Raw genomic sequence first — 17,188 nt, forward strand, 5'->3', positions numbered from 1 at the left:
GGGCGCCAGCCGGGCCATGCGTCAGCGCGGTTCGCGCAGGCCGCTGGCTCGTCTGACCGGCCGTTCCACGGCGGCGCGGATCGCCGCCTCGGTGCCGATCACCCGGACGTGCTCGCGGGCGCGGGTGACCGCGGTGTACAGGAGCTCGCGGGTGAGCAGGGGCGACGACGACGGGGGCAGCAGCAGCGTCACGCGGGCGAACTGGCTGCCCTGGCCGCGGTGGACGGTCATCGCGTGGACCGGCTGGACCGTCGGCAGCTGGTAGGGGCGGACCAGGCGCGGGTCGTCGGGGTCGCCGAACGCCACCGCGACGCCCGGGCCGTCGGCGACGACCACGCCGGTGTCGCCGTTGAACAGGCCGATCGCGCGGTTGTTCTCCGTGACGAGCAGCGGACGGCCGAGCGGCCATGCGTCGGTGGTCGGCCCACCCGTGGCCGCGGCGACCCACGACTCGGCGGTCGCGGCCCAGTGGGCGACCCCGAACGGGCCCTCCCGGTGGGCCAGCAGCAGTCGGTGCACACCGAGGGCGCGCAGGGCGTCCGGGGCGTTCCCGGCGCGTGCCGCACCCGTCAGGGCCAGACCCGTCGTCTCGATCTCGGAGCGCAGCGCCGCGACGTCGGACGACGTCAGCCGGTCGTCGGACGCGGGGGACACCCACTCGCGGTGCGGGTCGGCCGAGCGCAAGAGGTCGAGCGTCGCGTCCGCGTCGCCGGCGCGGATCGCCTCGGCCAGCGACGCCAGCTCGGCGCCGTAGCGGTGCGCTCGGGTGAGGCGCACGACCCCGCGGGGCAGGGCGGCGACGAGATCACCCAGCACTGCGCCGGCCTCGACGCTGGCCAGCTGGTCGGGGTCGCCGACGAGGACGAGCCGGGCGGTCGGGCGCAGGGCGTCGGTCAGGCGCGCCATGAGGGGCAGCGAGACCATCGACGACTCGTCGACGACGACCACGTCGTGCGGCAGGCGGTGCAGCTGGTCGTGCGCGAAGCGGGTGGTCGAGTCGCGCCGACGGCCGAGCAGCCGGTGGATCGTCATCGCATCCAGCGTCCCGACCGCCGCGCGGTCCGCAGCGGTGAGCCGCTGGACCTCGGCGTGCACCGACTCCTGCAGGCGCGCGGCCGCCTTGCCGGTCGGGGCGGCCAGTGCGACCCGCAGACCCGGGCCCGCGGCGGACTGCAGGGCCGCGACCAGACGCGCCACGGTCGTGGTCTTGCCGGTGCCCGGCCCGCCCGTCAGGACCGTCAGACGGGAGGTCGCCGCGGTCTGCAGCGCCGCCCGCTGGGCGTCGTCGGCCGGGTCGGGGAACAGGCGGGCTTCCGCCGCGGCGAGGGCCGCGAGGTCGGCCGTCGCCGGTCCCGCGTCGCTGATGGCCCTCCGGACGGTCTGTTCGTCGCGCCAGTAGCGGTCGAGGTAGACGCGACCGTCCACCCAGCGCAGCGGGCGGTCCGGCGGACCGTCCGGGCCGTCGGCAACCAGCGGGCTGCGGCGCAGCGCCGCGTGCCAGGCGTCGAGGGGCAGCGCGTCCTGCTCGACGTCGGCGAGCACCACGCACACCGATCCGCCGCGGACCGCCGAGACCGCCAGCGCGGCGGCGAGCAGGACGCGCTCGTCGGGCTCGCCGCCGATGGCCCCGAGGCGGCGGGCGACGTGCACGTCGGCCGCCTCGAGGACCCCGGCGCTCACGAAGGGCGCCAGTTGGCCGGTCACGCGCCACGGGACGGTCGGGGCGGCGCCGTCGTCGTCAACGAACGAGACGGTCATGGGCGGGCTCCGGCCAGCAGGTCCGAGAGGGCGACGACGAGCGGCGCGGGCGGTCGCCAGGAGACGACCCCGAACGGGACACCGTCCGGTGACGCCGGCGTCGTGGGCCCGGCCATGCCGCGCAGGAACAGGTAGAGGCCGCCGCCGAGGTGTTCGGCCGGGTCGTACGCCGGCAGCCGCCAGCGCAGGTAGCGGTGCAGCGCGGCCGAATACAGGAGGAGCTGCAGCGGGTAGTGGGCGTCCATCATCGCGGCCAGGGTCGCCTCGGGGCGGTAGTGCCACATGCTCAGCGGCTCGTCGAACGCGCCGAGGCGGTTGGTCTTGTAGTCCACGACGAGGTAGCGGTGACTCGCCGCGGCGGGCACCCGCAGGACCGCGTCGATCGACCCGGTGAGGTAGCCGCGCAGTGCCGAGCCGGTCAGGCCGTCGAGCCGGTCGGCGTAGGGCGCGAACGGGTCGTCGGGGGCCAGGTGCGCGCGCAGCAGGGTGGCCACGTCGCGGATCGTGCGGGACGACGACGGGCCGCGGGTGTCGCCACCGGCCAGCGGCAGCTCGAACTCGAGCTCGGCGAGGCGGTCACCGGGGGCGAAGTCGGCGAGGGCCCGGCTGAGCGCCAGCGGGCCGAGCGGGGTGCGCATGGCGGGCAGCAGGGCGTCGGCCAGGTCGGGTGCGCCGGTGCTCGCGCACTGCAGGGCCACCTCGGCCGCGAGGTCCGGGGCCGCGGTGTCGACCAGCTCGAGCACCCGGTGCGTGACGGTGCCGAACAACGTGCCCGCCGGCAGGTCGGCCATGGGGGACGCGAACGCGCGCAAGGCCGCCTCGGCGCGCGGGTCGTGCGACGCGTCGACCGCAGCGACCGCGAGGTCCGGCTCGTCCTCGACGCCGGGCGCCTCGGGCTCCGACCCGACGCGCCGCTCGTCGTGCGCGGCGGCGGTGAGCGCCGAGTAGGAGGTGCGGCGCCACACGACGTCGGGCCGGCGATCGAGGTGCGCGACGCGCAGGTCGCTCTCGGGCGGCGTGGCCGGTGACCACGGCAGGAGCTCGGGCGCCGACGTGACCAGCTCGAGCTCGAACGCGTCGCCGGCCAGTGCGCTCAGGGCGGCGGTCGTCTTGGCGTCCGTGGTCGACCGGACCAGCTCGTCTGGCCTGCCGGCGGCGTCCCGACCGCCGAGAAGGAGCCGGGTCAGCGGCGCGCGCACGGAGTTCCGCGACGGCGCCCACCACGCGACAACCTGGCTGGTCGCACGGGTCAGGGCGACGTAGGCCAGCCGCAGACCCTCGCCGGCGTCGGCCGACGCCCCGGCCCTCGCCGCCTCGTCGTACCCCGGGCTGCCCTTGCCGCCGAGGTGCAGGTAGCGCCGGTCGTCGCGGTCGTACCCGACGGTCGACGGGGCGTCCGGCACGAACTGGTCCCACAGGTAGGGGACGAGCACCACGGGGAACTGCAGACCCTTGCTCGCGTGGATCGTGATGACCTGCACGGCCGCGGCGTCGGTCTCCAGGCGCCGGCTGCGCTCCTCGGTGTAGTCGCTGCCCGCCTCCTCGACCCGGCCGCGCAACCACTCGAGCAGCGCCGCCGGGCCGAGACCGTCCTGGGTGGCCGCGACGTGCAGGGCCTCGCCGACGTGCCGGACGTCCGTGAGCCGGCGCTCGCCGTCGGCCACCCGGACGAGCCGTTCGCGCAGACCCGTTGCGGCGGTGGCCTCCAGCAGGGAGGCCACGCCGTGGTCATCGAGCACGCGCGACCACGCCCGCAGTCGCGCGGTGAGCTGGTCGCGCTGCTCGTCGGAGGCTTCGGCGAGCTCCGTCGCCGTCCAGCCGACGAACGGGGTGAGCGCCGCCGCCGAGACGAACCCCGGCACCCCGGGGCGGGCCAGCGCGGAGAGCAGGATGAGCCAGTCGCGTGCCGAAGGGGTGTCGAAGACGCTGGACAGCATCGAGATCACCGCCGGCACCCCCGCCGCCGTGAGCGCGCGCTGCACCGCGACGGCGTGGGCGTTGACGCGCGTCAGGACGGCCACGTCGCCGGGCTGGACGGGACGCCAGCCGTCGCCGTCGGCGATCTGCTCGTCGCGGAGCGTGCGCAGGACCTGGGCCGCGACGTCGGCGTGCACGAGGTGGCGGACGCGGGCCACCGGTGGGGTCTTCGCGTCGTCGGGTGCCTTGAGGGCGGCACGCGTGACCTGCCGGACGCGCACGGCCGGGCCGCCGCGCAGCCGCCGGCCGGTGCGCGCCGGCTCGATCGGGCGGACCGTGATGCGCGGGTCGCCCAGCGCCGTGCCGGACAGGATCCGTGCCAGCCCGTCCAGCACGGCCGGGTCGGCACGCCAGTTCCGGTGCAGCGTCTGGGTGGCCGCGTCGGCCCGGGCGCGCAGATAGGTGGCCACGTCGGCGCCGCGGAACCGGTAGATCGCCTGCTTCGGGTCCCCGATCAGCACCAGCGTGCGGTGCTGGTGGAACGCGGTGCGCAGGATGTCCCACTGCACCGGGTCCGTGTCCTGGAACTCGTCGACCATGACGACGCGGTACCGGGACCGGACGCGCTCGGCCGCGACGGGGTTCTCGGTCAGGGCGTCGCGCAGCAGGACCAGCAGGTCGTCGTAGTCGAGCACGTGCTGCGCACGCTTGCGCCGGAGCAGCTCGGCGCGCGCGGTGACCGCGAGACCGTAGGCGTCCTTGGCGCGCGAGCCGGGCGCCGCGTCCGCCGGTTCGAGCGTCGCCGCCGAGTCGCTGATCGCCTCGTGCGCGATCGCCCGCGCATCCGTGACGGACAGGGCCGGCTCCGCGGCGTCCTTGTACTTGCGCAGGTAGAGGTCGTCGACGACCTCCGCCTCCAGGTCGGCGATGTCTGGCACCAGCCGTGCGTCCGGCTCGACGTCGCCGATGGTGCCCAGCGACGCGAGCATCTGCTGGCAGAAGCCGTGCGTCGTCGTGATGGTCGCGGCGTCGAACTCGGCGAGCGCGACCGTGAGTCGGGCGGCGCGTGCGACCCGGTCGGCCCGGGCCAGCAGCGCGATGACCGGGTCGTCGTCCGGCAGGTCGCCCGTCCGCAGCGCGCGCTCGACCTCGACCAGGCGGTCGCGGACGCGCTCGCGCAGCTCCGAGGTGGCCAGCCGGCCGAACGTGACCAGCAGCAGCTCGGGCAGGCGGGCGACGCCCTCGGCCACGTAGCGCACCGCGAGCGAGGCGATCGTCGTGGTCTTGCCGGTGCCCGCGCTGGCCTCGAGCACCACGGTGCCCTGGGGGAGCGGACCGCAGACGTCGAACGGGGCCAGCACGCCGGGGTCGCTCATGCGAAGGCCAGCTCCTCGTGCGCGACGAGGTCCGCCCAGAGCGCCACGGACAGCGCGCCGAACTCGCCGGCGGGGAGCCGGTCGAACGTGAACGGGTCGCCGAACGCGAGCAGGAGGTAGGGGTCGACGGACTCGAACCCGCCGCGCCCGGCGACCGCGTCCGCGGCCGTGCCCAGTTCCGTGCGGGCTGCCTCGAGCGCGTCCTGCTCGTCGGCCCGGCCGACCCGCTGGTGGGCGTACACGTAGCTGGTGCCCAACGGCAGGGGCAGCGGCCGGCTGAGTGCCTGGTCGCGCAGGGCTACCAGGCCGGCGAGCATGGCACTCGCCTCGTCCGGTGGCGGCGCCGTGAGCATCGCGACGCGCGACGTGATCCCCTGGCCGCGGCCGATCGTCGCCGCGGTGCAGGTCCGGTCGGGGAACGCCGCCGCCAGCGCGAGCAGCTGCACCCATGCCCGCAGACGGTGCTTGGGTGCGAGGCGCGAGAACACCGTGCGGACCAGGACGTCGGCGCGCAGCCCGTTCACCGTGCCCGTCACCACCCGGCCGTCGGGCAGCGGCACGGTGACGTCCACGCTCGTGGCGGGCTCGACGAGGTAGGGAGCCGACGCCGCGAGCAGCGGCTCGACCTGCGCCTGGATCGCTTGCAGGACCGCCCCGCCGAGCATGGCGGGGGGCATGTGGCCCCGACGTCGCTCGGCGGCCGCCGCGTCGGCCAGCGGCACACCGCCGAGCACGGCCTGCAGCAACCGGTCCCCGATGGGCCACCGCTCCAGCCCGTCGAGCGCGAGCGGCAGGCGGTCGTCGAGCTGGGCCTCGTCGCCGGGCAGGCTCGCACCGAGCCGGGTGCGCACGAACGCGCGCACCGGGTGCTCGAGCGTGGCCGCGAGGCCGTCCAGGTCGATCGTGTCGCCGGTGGGCGGGGCGAGGGTGGTCGCGACGAAGGGCCGCGCTGCGTCCCGAGCACCGCGCCCCGCCCTGGCGGCCGTGAGGTCCAGGACGTCGAAGCTGAACGCCTCGGGCCGCCCGAGCGCACCGGCGACGAAGTTGCGCTCGTCGACGGTCTGCAACGGGTGCCGCACCACGCGGGACCGGGCATCGCCCGCGACGGCGGCGTCGAGCGCGTCCAGGAGCTCACCGACCGGCACGGCCGGCGGACGCGCCGCGCCGGTGCGCTCGTCGGCCCCCGAGTACACGACCACCAGGTGCTCCTGAGCGCTGGTGACCGCGTCGAGGAAGAGCTGGCGGTCCTCCTGTCGGGCGTCCCGCTCACCGACCAGCGGGTCGCGCGCCAGGATGTCGTCGCCGTCGCGACCCGATCCGCGGGGAAAGGCGCCGTCGTCCATGCCGAGCAGCGCCACCACCCGGTGCGGCACGGCACGCATCGGGGCGAGCGAGCAGACGGTCAGCGCCCCGGTGCGGAAACCGGACCGGGTGGGCCGGCCGACGAGCTGCGGTTCCAGCAGCGCGACGACGTCGGGCAGCCGCAGCACGGAGTCGCCGGCGGCCACCCGCGCCCGGGTGAGCGCACGGGCCGCCTCCACCCGCTGCCAGCGGTCGGTCGCCGACACGTCGGTGAGCAGGACCACGGCGCGGTCCAGCGTGTCGAACCAGTGGCCCGCGGGGTGCGCGCCGGCGAGGCCGGCCAGGGTGCCGCTCAGCCGGTCGACGAGCTCCGCGAGCCGCCCGACCAGGTCGACGTCGGTGGAGCCCACGTCGTCGACGGGGAGCACGGTGCCGACGAACCGCTGGTCCTCCTCGGCCATCGCGACCCCGAGCAGGAGCCGGTCGAGGGCGGTCGCCCAGGTGCCCTGCGGGAGGGAGCCGAGCTGGTAGCGCTCGCGGCGGGACACGTCCTCGCCCCAGTGGACGCCCGACTCGATCGCCCAGCTCCGGATCCGGTCGAGCGCCTCGTCGTCGAACCCGAACCTCCGGCGCACGGGCGCCTGACCCGCGAGGTCGACCACCGCGGACGCGCCCACCCGCGAGTCGGCGAGCTCGAGCAGCGTGGCGACGACGGCCAGGACGGGGTTCGCGCGCGCGGGTGCCCGGTCGGCGATCCGGACGCGCAGCGTTCGGCCCGGATGCTCCGGGGCGTCGTCGTCGGTGCCGGCGGCGGGCCCGAACGCCGCCTCGACGAGCGGTGCGAACGCCTCGACGTCGGGGCACATCACGATGACGTCCCGCGGTTCGAGGGTCGGGTCGTCCGCCAGCAGCCCGACGACCACCTCGCGCAGCACCTCGACCTGGCGCGACCGGCCGTGGCAGGCGTGCACCTGGACGCTGCGGTCGTCCCGCCGCTCGCGCGGGCCGTCCGTGCGGTCGTCGGCGATCCGGCGCTGGAGCGCGCCGAGCACGGTGTCCGGCCGCGCCCCCGAGGCGACGACCGTGACCTGCGGCCGCAGCGCCAGCAGTCGTGTCCCGAGCTCGACCGCGTCGCCCGCCATGGACGCGAGCATCGGGTGGTGCGCGGGGGTGATCAGCGACGACCGACGCGGTCCCGCCGGCCGCAGGCGATCCCAGAGCGCGAGCGAGGGCTGCGGCAGCCACAGGTGGACCTCGCGGTGCGCCGCGAGCGCGTCCAGCACCCGGAGGTGACCGTCGGGCAGGGCCGTCGCGCCGAACACCGAGACGCGCGCGGGCAGGTCGACGCCCGACGGGTCCGCACGCAGCCGATCCACGACGTCGTCGAGCCGCTCGGCCGGGGCCGGCACGCCGACCGCCTCGCGCACCCGCCGCCACACACCCGCCTGCCAGCCGAGGTCGTCGGGCAGCGCCACGCCGAGGCCGTCCTCGTCGCGACCCAGGGCCCAGTCCCGCAGCATGGCCGGCCGTTGCGTGTCGTAGGAGCCGAACAGCCGGGCGAGCCGGTGGGCCAGCCGGAACCGGCGGCTGCGACGGACCTCGTCGGACGCGTCGCCGAGGTACCGCCGGACGGTGACCAGCCAGTCGTCGTCCAGGTGCGCGTCGATCGAGTCCAGGACGTGCCAGGGCAGCCGCTCGGGGCTCCACGGGTCGTCGGCGGCGGACCCGAGGGCGTCGGCGACCAACCGGGCCGGCGAGGGGAAGAGCACGTTCGCGCAGATGCCGTCTCCCGACAGCGTGCCGAGACGGTGCGAGAGCCGCTGCGCGACCCAGCGCTCCACGCCGCGGGTGGGCACCGCGACGACGTCCGGCGTGAACGGATCGGCCGGTGCCGCGGCGAGCACGCCGGCCAGGGCCTCGACGAGCACGTCGGTGCGCTCGGCCACATGCACCCGCAGACCCGTCACGTCCGGCACTCTAGCCACGCCGGCCCACACGCCGATCGCGCCGCCCCCAGGCGTCGGAGGGTCGGAGCGTGGGATCAGGACCGGATGAACTCCAGCAGGTCGGCGTTGATGGTCGCGGCCTGCGTGGTCGGCATCCCGTGCGGGAACCCGGCGTACGTCTTGAGCGTGCCGTTCTGCAGGAGCGCCGCCGAGAGGGGGCCGGAGTCGGCGTACGGCACGATCTGGTCGTCGTCGCCGTGCATCACCAGCGTGGGCACGGTGATGGCCCGCAGGTCGTCCGTGAAGTCGGTCTGCGAGAACGCGACGATCCCGTCGTAGTGCGCCTTGGCGCCGCCCATCATCCCCTGGCGCCACCAGTTGGCGATGATCGCCTCCACGGGCTCCACGCCGTCCCGGTTGAAGCCGTAGAACGGGCCCGAGGGCAGGTCACGGTAGAAGGCGGAGCGGTTGGTGGCCACCTGCTCCTGCAGGCCGTCGAAGACCGCCTTCGGCAGGCCGCCCGGGTTGGCCTCCGTCTGGACCATGATCGGGGGGACGGCGCTGATCAGGACGGCCTTGGCCACCCGGCTCTCGCCGTGACGGGCGATGTAGTGGACGACCTCCCCGCCGCCGGTCGAGTGCCCGACGTGGACCGCGTCGTGCAGGTCGAGATGCTCGACGACCGCGGCCAGGTCGTCGGCGTAGTGGTCCATGTCGTGGCCGTCGCCGGTCTGGGTGGACCGGCCGTGACCTCGGCGGTCGGCGGCGACGACGCGGTAGCCGTGGCCGAGGAAGAACAGCATCTGGGTGTCCCAGTCGTCGCTCGACAGCGGCCAGCCGTGACTGAAGACGATCGGCTGACCGGAGCCCCAGTCCTTGTAGAAGATCTCCGTGCCGTCGGTCGTCGTGATCGTGCCCATGACTGCGCTCCCATCGGATCGGTCCTTCGACACTAAGGTCGGACCCGGGCCTGCGCGACCTATCCTGACGACGTGGCCATGAACGCTGGACGAAGGGACGACGCGTGACCTCCCAGCCCGTGCTCACGCCGCTGACCAGCAACGCGATCTTCCTCGTGGCCAGCATCGCGCCCGGCGGCGAGCAGCAGGTCCGCGACCTCCTGACCGACGTGACCGGGCTGCAGCGTTCGGTCGGGTTCCGGGAGCCGGCCGGGGGCCTCGCGGTGGTGACCGGCATCGGCTCGCGTGCGTGGGAGCGGCTGTTCGTCGGTGCCCCGCGCCCCGCCGGGCTGCACCCGTTCCAGGAGGTGCACGGCGACAAGCACCGAGCGGTCGCCAGCCCCGGGGACCTCATGTTCCACATCCGGGCCACGCGGATGGACCTGTGCTTCGAGCTGGCCACGCACCTGGTCGACCGTCTGCGCGGCGCCGCGGTGGTGGTCGACGAGGTTCACGGCTTCAAGTTCTTCGACGAGCGCGACCTGATGGGCTTCGTCGACGGCACGGAGAACCCGACGGGCGCGGCGGCGCTCGCCGCGGTCACGATCGGCGACGAGGACCCGGCCTACGTCGGCGCGAGCTACGTGGTCGTGCAGAAGTACCTGCACGACCTGGACACCTGGAACGCGCTGCCGGTCGAGGTCCAGGAGCACGTCATCGGCCGCACCAAGCTGAACGACATCGAGCTTCCCGACGACATCAAACCGTCCAACTCGCACGTCGCGCTCACCACGATCGAGGCCGCCGACGGCACCGAGCGCCAGATCGTGCGCGACAACATGCCGTTCGGCCGGGTGGGCGAGGGGGAGTTCGGCACGTACTTCATCGGGTACGCGAACCATCCCGACGTGATCGAGCAGATGCTCACCAACATGTTCGTCGGCAAGCCGCCGGGCAACTACGACCGCATCCTGGACTTCTCGACGGCGGTCACCGGCAACCTCTTCTTCGTCCCGACCGTCGAGTTCCTCGACGACGGGCCCGTACCGCCCGAGGCCGCAGCAGCGCCCGACTCCTCGCTGGGGATCGGCAGTCTTCGAAGGAGCACGTCGTCATGAACAACCTGCACCGTGATCTTGCGCCGATCTCCGACGCCGCGTGGGAGGACCTCGAGGCGGAGGCCCGCCGCACGTTCACGCGGCACGTGGCCGGCCGACGCGTCGTCGACCTGATCGGCCCGGCGGGGGAGTCCCTCGCCGCCGTCGGCACGGGCAAGGTCACGCCGGTCGCGCCGCCCGCCGACGGTGTGCGCGCGCAGGTGCGGCTCGCGCAGCCGCTGGTCGAGCTGCGCGTGCCGTTCACCGTCGACCGGCAGTCGGTCGACGACGTGGAGCGTGGCCGCAAGGACCCCGAGTGGCAGCCGGTCAAGGACGCGGCCAAGCAGATCGCCTTCGCCGAGGACCGCGCGATCTTCGAGGGGTTCGCCGCGGCCGGGATCGACGGGGTCCGCGCGAGCATCTCGAACGCGCCGGTACCCCTTCCGGCGGAGGTTCGCGACTATCCGACCGCGGTCACGCAGGCGCTCACCGAGCTGCGGCTGGCGGGGGTCGACGGCCCGATCGCCCTGCTGCTGTCGGCCGACCTCTACACGGCCGTCACGGAGACCTCCGACCACGGCTACCCGATCCGGGAGCACCTGGCGCGCGTCGTCGACGACATCATCTGGGCGCCCGCGATCGACGGGGCGTTCCTGCTGTCGACCCGCGGCGGCGACTACGAGCTGCACCTCGGGCAGGACCTGTCCATCGGGTACCTCTCGCACGACGCGGCGAGCGTCCAGCTCTACTTCCAGGAGTCGTTCACGTTCCTGGTGCAGACGAGCGAGGCCGGCGTCGCGCTGACGAGCGACTGATCAGCCGACGATCCGTCCCTTCACCAGCTCGACCACGCGGCCGACGTTCAGCGTCCAGCCGATGCCGAACACCCGCGGGTTGATCAGTCGCGAGCTCGAGGGGTTCCACATCCGCTCCCGGACGCGCGAGAGGGTCGGGAACCGCAGGTCGTAGGGCACGAAGCCGACGACGACGCCGTTCCAGGTGCGCTGCTCCGGCGGCGTACGTATCTCCTTGACCACGGCGGTGACGGTCAGGGCGAGCGTGATCAGCTTGATCAGGCGGCGGAAGTCCTGCTTGCGCTTGAGGCGTTCGTCCTGCGTGGTCATGTCGGCTCCCCGCGTCGGGTGTGATGCACCCATCCTGCGGGCAAAGACGCGTCGGCGCTACGGTCGGGGCATGGGGCGACGGGTCGCGTGGTGGGTCCTGGTCGGCGCGCTGGTGGGGCTCGGTATCGCCGGGCTGCTGACGATCGGGATCCTGCTGCTCGGCGCTGCGCTCGTGCTCGCCGCGATCGGGTCGTCGACGCCCCGGCTGCGCAACCGGTCCGCTCTCGGGCTCGTGGGCGGGCTGGCGGCCGCGCCGCTGGGGATCGCCTGGCTGAACCGTGGTGGACCGGGGTCGGTCTGCACGGTCTCCGCCGGCACGACGAGCTGCCTGGACGCCTGGAGCCCGTGGCCCTTCGTCGCGGTCGGGTCAGCCCTGGTGGTCGGGTGCGGCGTCCTGGTGCACCGGGCGCAGGGCGAGCGGCAGGATCACTGAGTCGATCACCCGCGCCACGAAGGCGTCGTCGACCGGGAGACCGGCCACGATCTTGCGGTAGGAGATCATCGCCGGCGCGACGGCCGCGACGAACTCGAGATCGATGTCGTCGCGCAGCTCGCCGCGCAGCCGCGCGCGCTCGAGGAGCTCGTGCATGAGGCGCACGCGCGAGGCCACGAAGTGCTCGTGGAAGACGCTGGCCAGCTCGGGGTTCTCCCGCACGGCGGGCATCAGCCCGTACATGAGCTCGGAGCTGTTGGCGGCCGGGCGCCCCAGGCGGACGGACTGCAGGTCGCCGCGCAACGACCCGGTGTCGACCACGTCCTGCGCGCTCATCGGGAAGTTCCCGCCGCAGACGATCGCGTCGACCGTGAGCAGGACCTTGGACGGCCAGCGGCGGTAGACGGTGGCCTTGCCGGCGCCCGCACGGTCGGCGACGGCGTCCATCGTCATCCCGTCGAAGCCGCGCTCGACCAGCAGCTCGCGGGCTGCATCGAGGATCGCGTCGTCCTTCGACTCGTCGCGTCGTCGGCCGGGGCGGCGAGCCACCGTCGTGTCCACTGCACCTCTTTCGTCGGAGATCACGTCGTCGGGACCATCATGACATATGTAACGATACTCAGGGGTTCCGGAACTGGCGAGTTCTGTATTACAGTCTTCTCACCGACCACGACGTCCCAGGAGCTTCGCCATGTCCGTCACCCCAGTAGTCGCACAGGAGAGCAAGCACCGCTGGTGGGTGCTCGCCACCGTCGCCCTCGCTCAGCTCATGGTCGTGCTCGACGCGACCATCGTGAACATCGCCATGCCCTCGGCCCAGGCCGACCTCGGGTTCAGCGACAACGACCGCCAGTGGGTGGTCACCGCGTACGCCCTCGCCTTCGGCAGCCTCCTGCTGCTCGGCGGCCGGCTGGCCGACATGTTCGGTCGCCGCCGCATGTTCCTCATCGGCCTCGTCGGCTTCGCCCTGGCGTCCGCCCTCGGTGGCGCGTCTCAGAGCTTCAGCATGCTCGTCGGCGCCCGCGCCCTGCAGGGCGCCTTCGCGGCGGTCCTCGCGCCCGCGGCCCTGTCCGTCCTGACGACGACCTTCACGCTCCCCAAGGAGCGCGCTCGCGCCTTCGGTGTGTTCGGCGCGATCGCCGGCATGGGCGGCGCCATCGGCCTGATGCTCGGCGGCTACCTGACCGAGAACTTCAACTGGCGCTGGAACCTCTACGTCAACGTCATCATCGCGGCGATCGCGTTCGTCGCGGGCACCATGCTGCTGTCCAAGGTCGTCGTCCGGCACCACAACCAGCTCGACCTGTCCAGCATCCTGCTCGCCTCGGGCGGCCTGTTCCTGCTCGTCTTCGGGTTCTCACAGGCCGAGCCCAAGGGCTGGTCGTCGCCCGAGGTCTGGGGTTCGCTGGCCGCCAGCGTGGTCCTGCTCGTCGGCTTCGTGCTCCGCCAGCGCACCTCCGAGTTCCCGCTCCTGCCGCTGTCCATCGTGCAGGACCGCGACCGCGGCGCCTCGTTCCTCGCGATCCTCGTCGCCGGTTCGGGCATGTTCGGCGTCTTCCTCTTCCTCACCTACTACCTGCAGCTGACGCTCGGGTACTCGCCGGTCCAGACCGGCACCGCGTTCCTGCCGATGATCGTGTTCATCGTCATCACCGCACAGGTGCAGAACAACCTCCTGGTGCCGCGGTTCGGGCCCAAGGTCGTGGTGCCGATCGGCATGGCGCTCGGCGCGAGCGCGATGCTCGTCTTCACGACGCTCGTGGCGGGCAGCCCGTACTGGCACGTCCTGATCGGCCTCATCCTCATGGGCATCGGGATGGGCTCGATCATGCCGCCGTCATTCCAGGCCGCCACGCTCGGCGTCCCGCGCTCGTCGGCCGGTGCGGCCTCGGCCATGGTCTCGACCAGCCAGCAGGTCGGCGGCGCCATCGGCACCGCCGTGCTGAACACCATCGCGGCGACCGCCGCGGCGGCCTACGTCAGCGACCACCTGCCCGCCACCCCGGACGTCGTGGCCGCCGGCGCGATCCACTCGTTCTCGGTGGCGTACTCCTGGTCCGCCGGCATCTTCGTCCTCGGCGCGATCGTGACGGCGAGCCTGTTCCGGACGCGTGCCGACCGGGCCGCCCGGCTCGAGGCCGCAGCGCAGGCCGCGCCGGCCACGGTGTCGGCGTCCGACGCGTCCTCCGACGACGACGCACCGGTGCTCGCGCACTGACCGTCCGACCGCACGCCGGAGCCGCCGACCGTCTGACCGGTCGGCGGCTTCGCGCGTCATGCCGGGGCGAGCGGCTCGACCAGCCGGGCGAGGACGAGCCGCCAGACGTCGTCGGCGTCGTCGTCGTCACCCCCGAGCTCGTCGACCTCGAGGCGGACGGCGCAGCCGCCGGTTCCGGGCGTGACCAGCCACGTGAGGTAGACGGGCGGGTCGTCGGCGACGCCCTGCAGCACGTAGGACAGGCGCTCCGGCGGCCGGCAGCACAGCACCTGCCCGCGCAAGGTGTGCCCGAGCGGGTGCGCCGCCTCGATCGTGGCCTGCTCGGTCCACGACGAGACGAGGTGCATCCCGTACAGGTAGGTCGAGGTCTGCTCGGGGTCGGTCAGCGCCGACCAGACACGCGCCGCGCCGGCGGGGGTGTGGCACTCGTACGCGCGGCTGACCAGCCCGTCCATCCTGGCGCCTCTCCTCGGCGAGCGACTCGCCCAGGATCCCGCATCGGGACCGCCCCGGCGGGGTGAACTTGCCCCGCACGGGGACGTTGGGCCCTGGTCGGCCACGGCCCCCCCGCAGCACGCTCGAGGGGTGAGTCTTGCGGGTCTCGAGCACAGCACGGACGGTGGCGCCGATCGGTATGCGGCGTCGCGTCGGTGGCTGGTCGGGCTCACGGGACTGACCACCGTCGGCGTGCTCGTCGGGGTCCAGGGATTCCTGTCGGGAGCGTTCGACCCCCTCGTCGAACAGCTGGCCGGATCCCTCGAGGTGTCCGTCGGGGCCGTGCTGCCCGCGTGTGCACTCGGGGTCGGCGTCGGTCTTCCCCAGACCGTGGCGCTGGCGCTCGGACTCCGGCGGCACCCGAAGGCAGGCCTCGTGGGCCTCGGCGCGGGAGCCGTCCTCACGGGGTGGGTGCTCGTGCAGCTGCCGTTGATCGGGTGGACGTCCCCGGTGCAGTGGGTGTTCCTCGCGGTCGGGCTGGTGGAGATCGCGGCGTCGATCCTCTGGCTGCGCAGCGCACGGGTGCGTTGACGGGAGCGGCGCGGCGCTGCGGTGTGGCAGCGCCGCGCCGCACGTCACGCGTGTTCAGTGCGGGAGGGGCTCACGGCGCGCCGACGTGGCGCGCCCCTGCTTAGGCCGCGAGGCCCTGGTCGCCGCGGCGGGTGCGACGCCGGCCCGGGACCACCGCGTGGTCGTCGACGATCTGGTCCTCCTCGATGTGGGCGCCGATCTCGACGACGACACCGGCACCGAGCCGCGCGCGGCTGCCGATCCGGGCGCGGCTGCCGACGCGGGAGCCGCGCCCCACGTGGACGTGCGTTCCGATCACGACGTCCGACCCGACCGCGACGTCCCGGTCGATCCAGCTCCAAGCACCGATCCGCGTGCGGTCGCCCACCGTCGCGCCGGCCTCGACGTACGCCGTCCGTGCGATCTGGGCCTCGGCGCTCGCGCGCGCGTCCGGCGAGACCAGCCCGCCCCCGTTCGCGTGCCGGTCGTAGCGCACCATCCGACCGTTGTCGTCCTCGAACTCGACCCGGCCCTTCCTCGTCGACATTGCCACCTCTTCTTCGGAATCGTTCTCGTTATGTCATAACAGCGGCGCGGCCGTGCCGATTCCTTCGGGCAATCAGTCGGGGAGCTGCGGCGCGGCGAACCCGTCGCCGGTTCGCAGCAGGCTCGCGCGCCGCAGAGCCGCCGTGCCGAAGCGCGCCGAGACCCCGTCCAGCGCGGCGTCCAGACCGCTGTGGTCGGGTCCGTCCAGGGGGAGCACCATCTGGTAGAACTCGTCGGACTCGAGGCCGGTCAGCGCGATCCCGACCAACGTGATGCCGCGCGACCGGATGAGCGGGGCGGCCGAGTCCAGCAGGTGCAACGCGGCCGCGGCGATCTGCTCTCCCGACGCCGTGGCCTGCGGCATCGACCGTGACCGGGTCGCCTTCGTGTAGTCCTCGAACCGGAGGCGCAGCACGACCGTGCGGGCGGTGCGGTGACCGGTGCGCATCCGCCGGCAGACCCGGTCCACCAGGCCCAGCAGCGCGGCACGGACGAACTCGTCCTCGTGCGGACCGTGCCCGATGGCCCGCTGCGCACCGATCGACCCGCGCGGCCGGCCCGTGATCACCGTCGCGGGCGTCTGACCGTGCACGACGGCGTAGAGGTGCCGCCCGGCCGCCGGGCCGAGGGTGCCGGTGAGCACCGACTGGGGGAGCGCGGCGACGTCGCCCGCAGTCCACAGCCCGTACGCGTGCAGCTTGGCGGCCGTGATCTCGCCGACGCCCCACAGCTGTTCGAGCGGGAGCGGGTGCAGGAACGCCTCCTCGGCGTCGGGGGGCACCAGCAGCAGCCCGTCCGGCTTGGCCACGCGGCTGGCGACCTTGGCCAGGAAGGGCGTCCGGGCCACGCCGACCGTGATGGGCAGACCGACCTCGTCGCGTACCCAGTCCCGCAGCCGCGCGCCGATCTGGAGCGGCGGCACGTCGATGCGGTGCAGGCCGGCCACGTCGAGGAACGCCTCGTCGATGGACACGCCCTGGACCTGGGGCGTCGTGCGGCGGAAGAGCTCGAACACCGCCTTGCTCGCCTCGACGTAGGCGTCGAACCGTGGCCGGACGATGATGAGTCCGGGGCACAGCGCGCGTGCCTGGCGCCCGCCCATCGCCGTGCGCACGCCCTGGCGCTTGGCCTCGTAGGAGGCCGCGAGCACGACGCCGCCGCCGACCGCCACGGGGCGGCCGCGCAGGCGCGGGTCGTCGCGCTGCTCGACGGAGGCGTAGAACGCGTCGAGGTCCGCGTGCAGGATGGTCGATCGTCTCTCGGGCACGAACACATGTTCGACCCGGGGTCTGACATCGGCCTACGCGACACCCCCCGACGACAGCGAACCGACCCAGCACGCCCGCCGCTGCCGCAAGCGACCCCGTAGGGCCCGCGCCAGGTGCTGTGGAGGTCGGACTCGCTCAGGCCTGCGCTTGCCGGTCCGGGTGTGCCCCCGCGCCGGCCGTGGGTGAACCACCCGAACGTGGTCTGCCGTAGGGCGACACCTACCGGTACCTTCGGCACACCGACGTCGCTGGGGGCATTGTGTCGTTTCACGTAGCTCGTGCGGGTGCCCTGCGACGGA

The 17,188-nt window shown here is 73.8% G+C and carries 14 protein-coding genes; 5 read left to right on the forward strand and 9 right to left on the reverse strand.

From position 1 onward, the window contains the following. Positions 1 to 21 precede the first annotated feature (21 nt). The 4 genes from recD to ACPPVS_RS05370 all read right to left on the reverse strand — a co-directional run bounded on the left by recD (position 22) and on the right by ACPPVS_RS05370 (position 9,219). Positions 22 to 1,758, reverse strand: coding sequence for an exodeoxyribonuclease V subunit alpha (gene recD, locus ACPPVS_RS05355; protein WP_426594998.1), 1,737 nt, complete (start codon positions 1,756 to 1,758; stop codon positions 22 to 24). Then, positions 1,755 to 5,051 (reverse strand): UvrD-helicase domain-containing protein, encoded by a 3,297-nt coding sequence (locus ACPPVS_RS05360; RefSeq protein WP_426594999.1) that lies wholly within the window; start codon positions 5,049 to 5,051, stop codon positions 1,755 to 1,757. Before ACPPVS_RS05360 ends, recD begins: the two co-directional genes overlap by 4 nt. Continuing rightward, on the reverse strand, positions 5,048 to 8,320 hold the full coding sequence (gene recC / locus ACPPVS_RS05365; protein ID WP_426595000.1) for an exodeoxyribonuclease V subunit gamma: 3,273 nt from the start codon (positions 8,318 to 8,320) through the stop codon (positions 5,048 to 5,050). Before recC ends, ACPPVS_RS05360 begins: the two co-directional genes overlap by 4 nt. 74 nt (positions 8,321 to 8,394) lie before the next feature. Continuing rightward, positions 8,395 to 9,219, reverse strand: coding sequence for an alpha/beta fold hydrolase (locus ACPPVS_RS05370; RefSeq protein ID WP_426595001.1), 825 nt, complete (start codon positions 9,217 to 9,219; stop codon positions 8,395 to 8,397). A 104-nt stretch (positions 9,220 to 9,323) separates the two neighbouring features. On the opposite strand from ACPPVS_RS05370, the gene ACPPVS_RS05375 reads away from it, so the two are divergent. Beyond that, positions 9,324 to 10,316, forward strand: coding sequence for a Dyp-type peroxidase (locus tag ACPPVS_RS05375; RefSeq protein WP_426595002.1), 993 nt, complete (start codon positions 9,324 to 9,326; stop codon positions 10,314 to 10,316). Continuing rightward, positions 10,313 to 11,110 (forward strand): family 1 encapsulin nanocompartment shell protein, encoded by a 798-nt coding sequence (locus ACPPVS_RS05380; protein ID WP_426595003.1) that lies wholly within the window; start codon positions 10,313 to 10,315, stop codon positions 11,108 to 11,110. The genes ACPPVS_RS05375 and ACPPVS_RS05380 overlap by 4 nt, the downstream gene beginning before the upstream one ends. Here ACPPVS_RS05380 and ACPPVS_RS05385 read toward each other — a convergent pair whose 3' ends face one another. Then, positions 11,111 to 11,419, reverse strand: coding sequence for a DUF5808 domain-containing protein (locus tag ACPPVS_RS05385; RefSeq protein WP_426595004.1), 309 nt, complete (start codon positions 11,417 to 11,419; stop codon positions 11,111 to 11,113). It lies immediately after the preceding gene. A 70-nt stretch (positions 11,420 to 11,489) separates the two neighbouring features. Between ACPPVS_RS05385 and ACPPVS_RS05390 the strand changes: the two genes are divergently transcribed. Continuing rightward, on the forward strand, positions 11,490 to 11,852 hold the full coding sequence (locus ACPPVS_RS05390; RefSeq protein ID WP_426595005.1) for a hypothetical protein: 363 nt from the start codon (positions 11,490 to 11,492) through the stop codon (positions 11,850 to 11,852). Here the strand turns inward: ACPPVS_RS05390 and ACPPVS_RS05395 are convergent. Next, the gene (locus ACPPVS_RS05395) at positions 11,787 to 12,413 is read right to left on the reverse strand and encodes a TetR/AcrR family transcriptional regulator (protein WP_426595006.1); all 627 of its coding nucleotides are present in this window, start codon (positions 12,411 to 12,413) and stop codon (positions 11,787 to 11,789) included. The two genes, ACPPVS_RS05390 and ACPPVS_RS05395, sit on opposite strands and share 66 nt — an antisense overlap. A gap of 130 nt (positions 12,414 to 12,543) precedes the next feature. On the opposite strand from ACPPVS_RS05395, the gene ACPPVS_RS05400 reads away from it, so the two are divergent. Further along, the gene (locus ACPPVS_RS05400) at positions 12,544 to 14,070 is read left to right on the forward strand and encodes an MFS transporter (RefSeq protein WP_426595007.1); all 1,527 of its coding nucleotides are present in this window, start codon (positions 12,544 to 12,546) and stop codon (positions 14,068 to 14,070) included. 56 nt (positions 14,071 to 14,126) lie between these two features. On the opposite strand, the gene ACPPVS_RS05405 is transcribed toward ACPPVS_RS05400, so the two are convergent. Continuing rightward, a complete protein-coding gene (locus ACPPVS_RS05405) occupies positions 14,127 to 14,525 on the reverse strand; it encodes an SRPBCC domain-containing protein (protein WP_426595008.1) in 399 nt (132 codons plus the stop codon). A gap of 130 nt (positions 14,526 to 14,655) precedes the next feature. Between ACPPVS_RS05405 and ACPPVS_RS05410 the strand changes: the two genes are divergently transcribed. Next, positions 14,656 to 15,096, forward strand: coding sequence for a hypothetical protein (locus ACPPVS_RS05410; RefSeq protein WP_426595009.1), 441 nt, complete (start codon positions 14,656 to 14,658; stop codon positions 15,094 to 15,096). A gap of 100 nt (positions 15,097 to 15,196) precedes the next feature. Here ACPPVS_RS05410 and ACPPVS_RS05415 read toward each other — a convergent pair whose 3' ends face one another. Together ACPPVS_RS05415 and dinB are read right to left on the reverse strand one after the other, a co-directional pair. Further along, complete coding sequence (locus ACPPVS_RS05415; RefSeq protein ID WP_426595010.1) at positions 15,197 to 15,622, reverse strand: transferase; 426 nt, start codon at positions 15,620 to 15,622, stop codon at positions 15,197 to 15,199. Positions 15,623 to 15,694: 72 nt separating this feature from the next. Continuing rightward, complete coding sequence (dinB, locus tag ACPPVS_RS05420; RefSeq protein WP_426595011.1) at positions 15,695 to 16,888, reverse strand: DNA polymerase IV; 1,194 nt, start codon at positions 16,886 to 16,888, stop codon at positions 15,695 to 15,697. Between the last annotated feature and the right edge of the window lie 300 nt (positions 16,889 to 17,188).

The sequence above is a fragment of the Cellulomonas sp. McL0617 genome, from assembly GCF_049994875.1.
GTDB lineage: Bacteria > Actinomycetota > Actinomycetes > Actinomycetales > Cellulomonadaceae > Cellulomonas.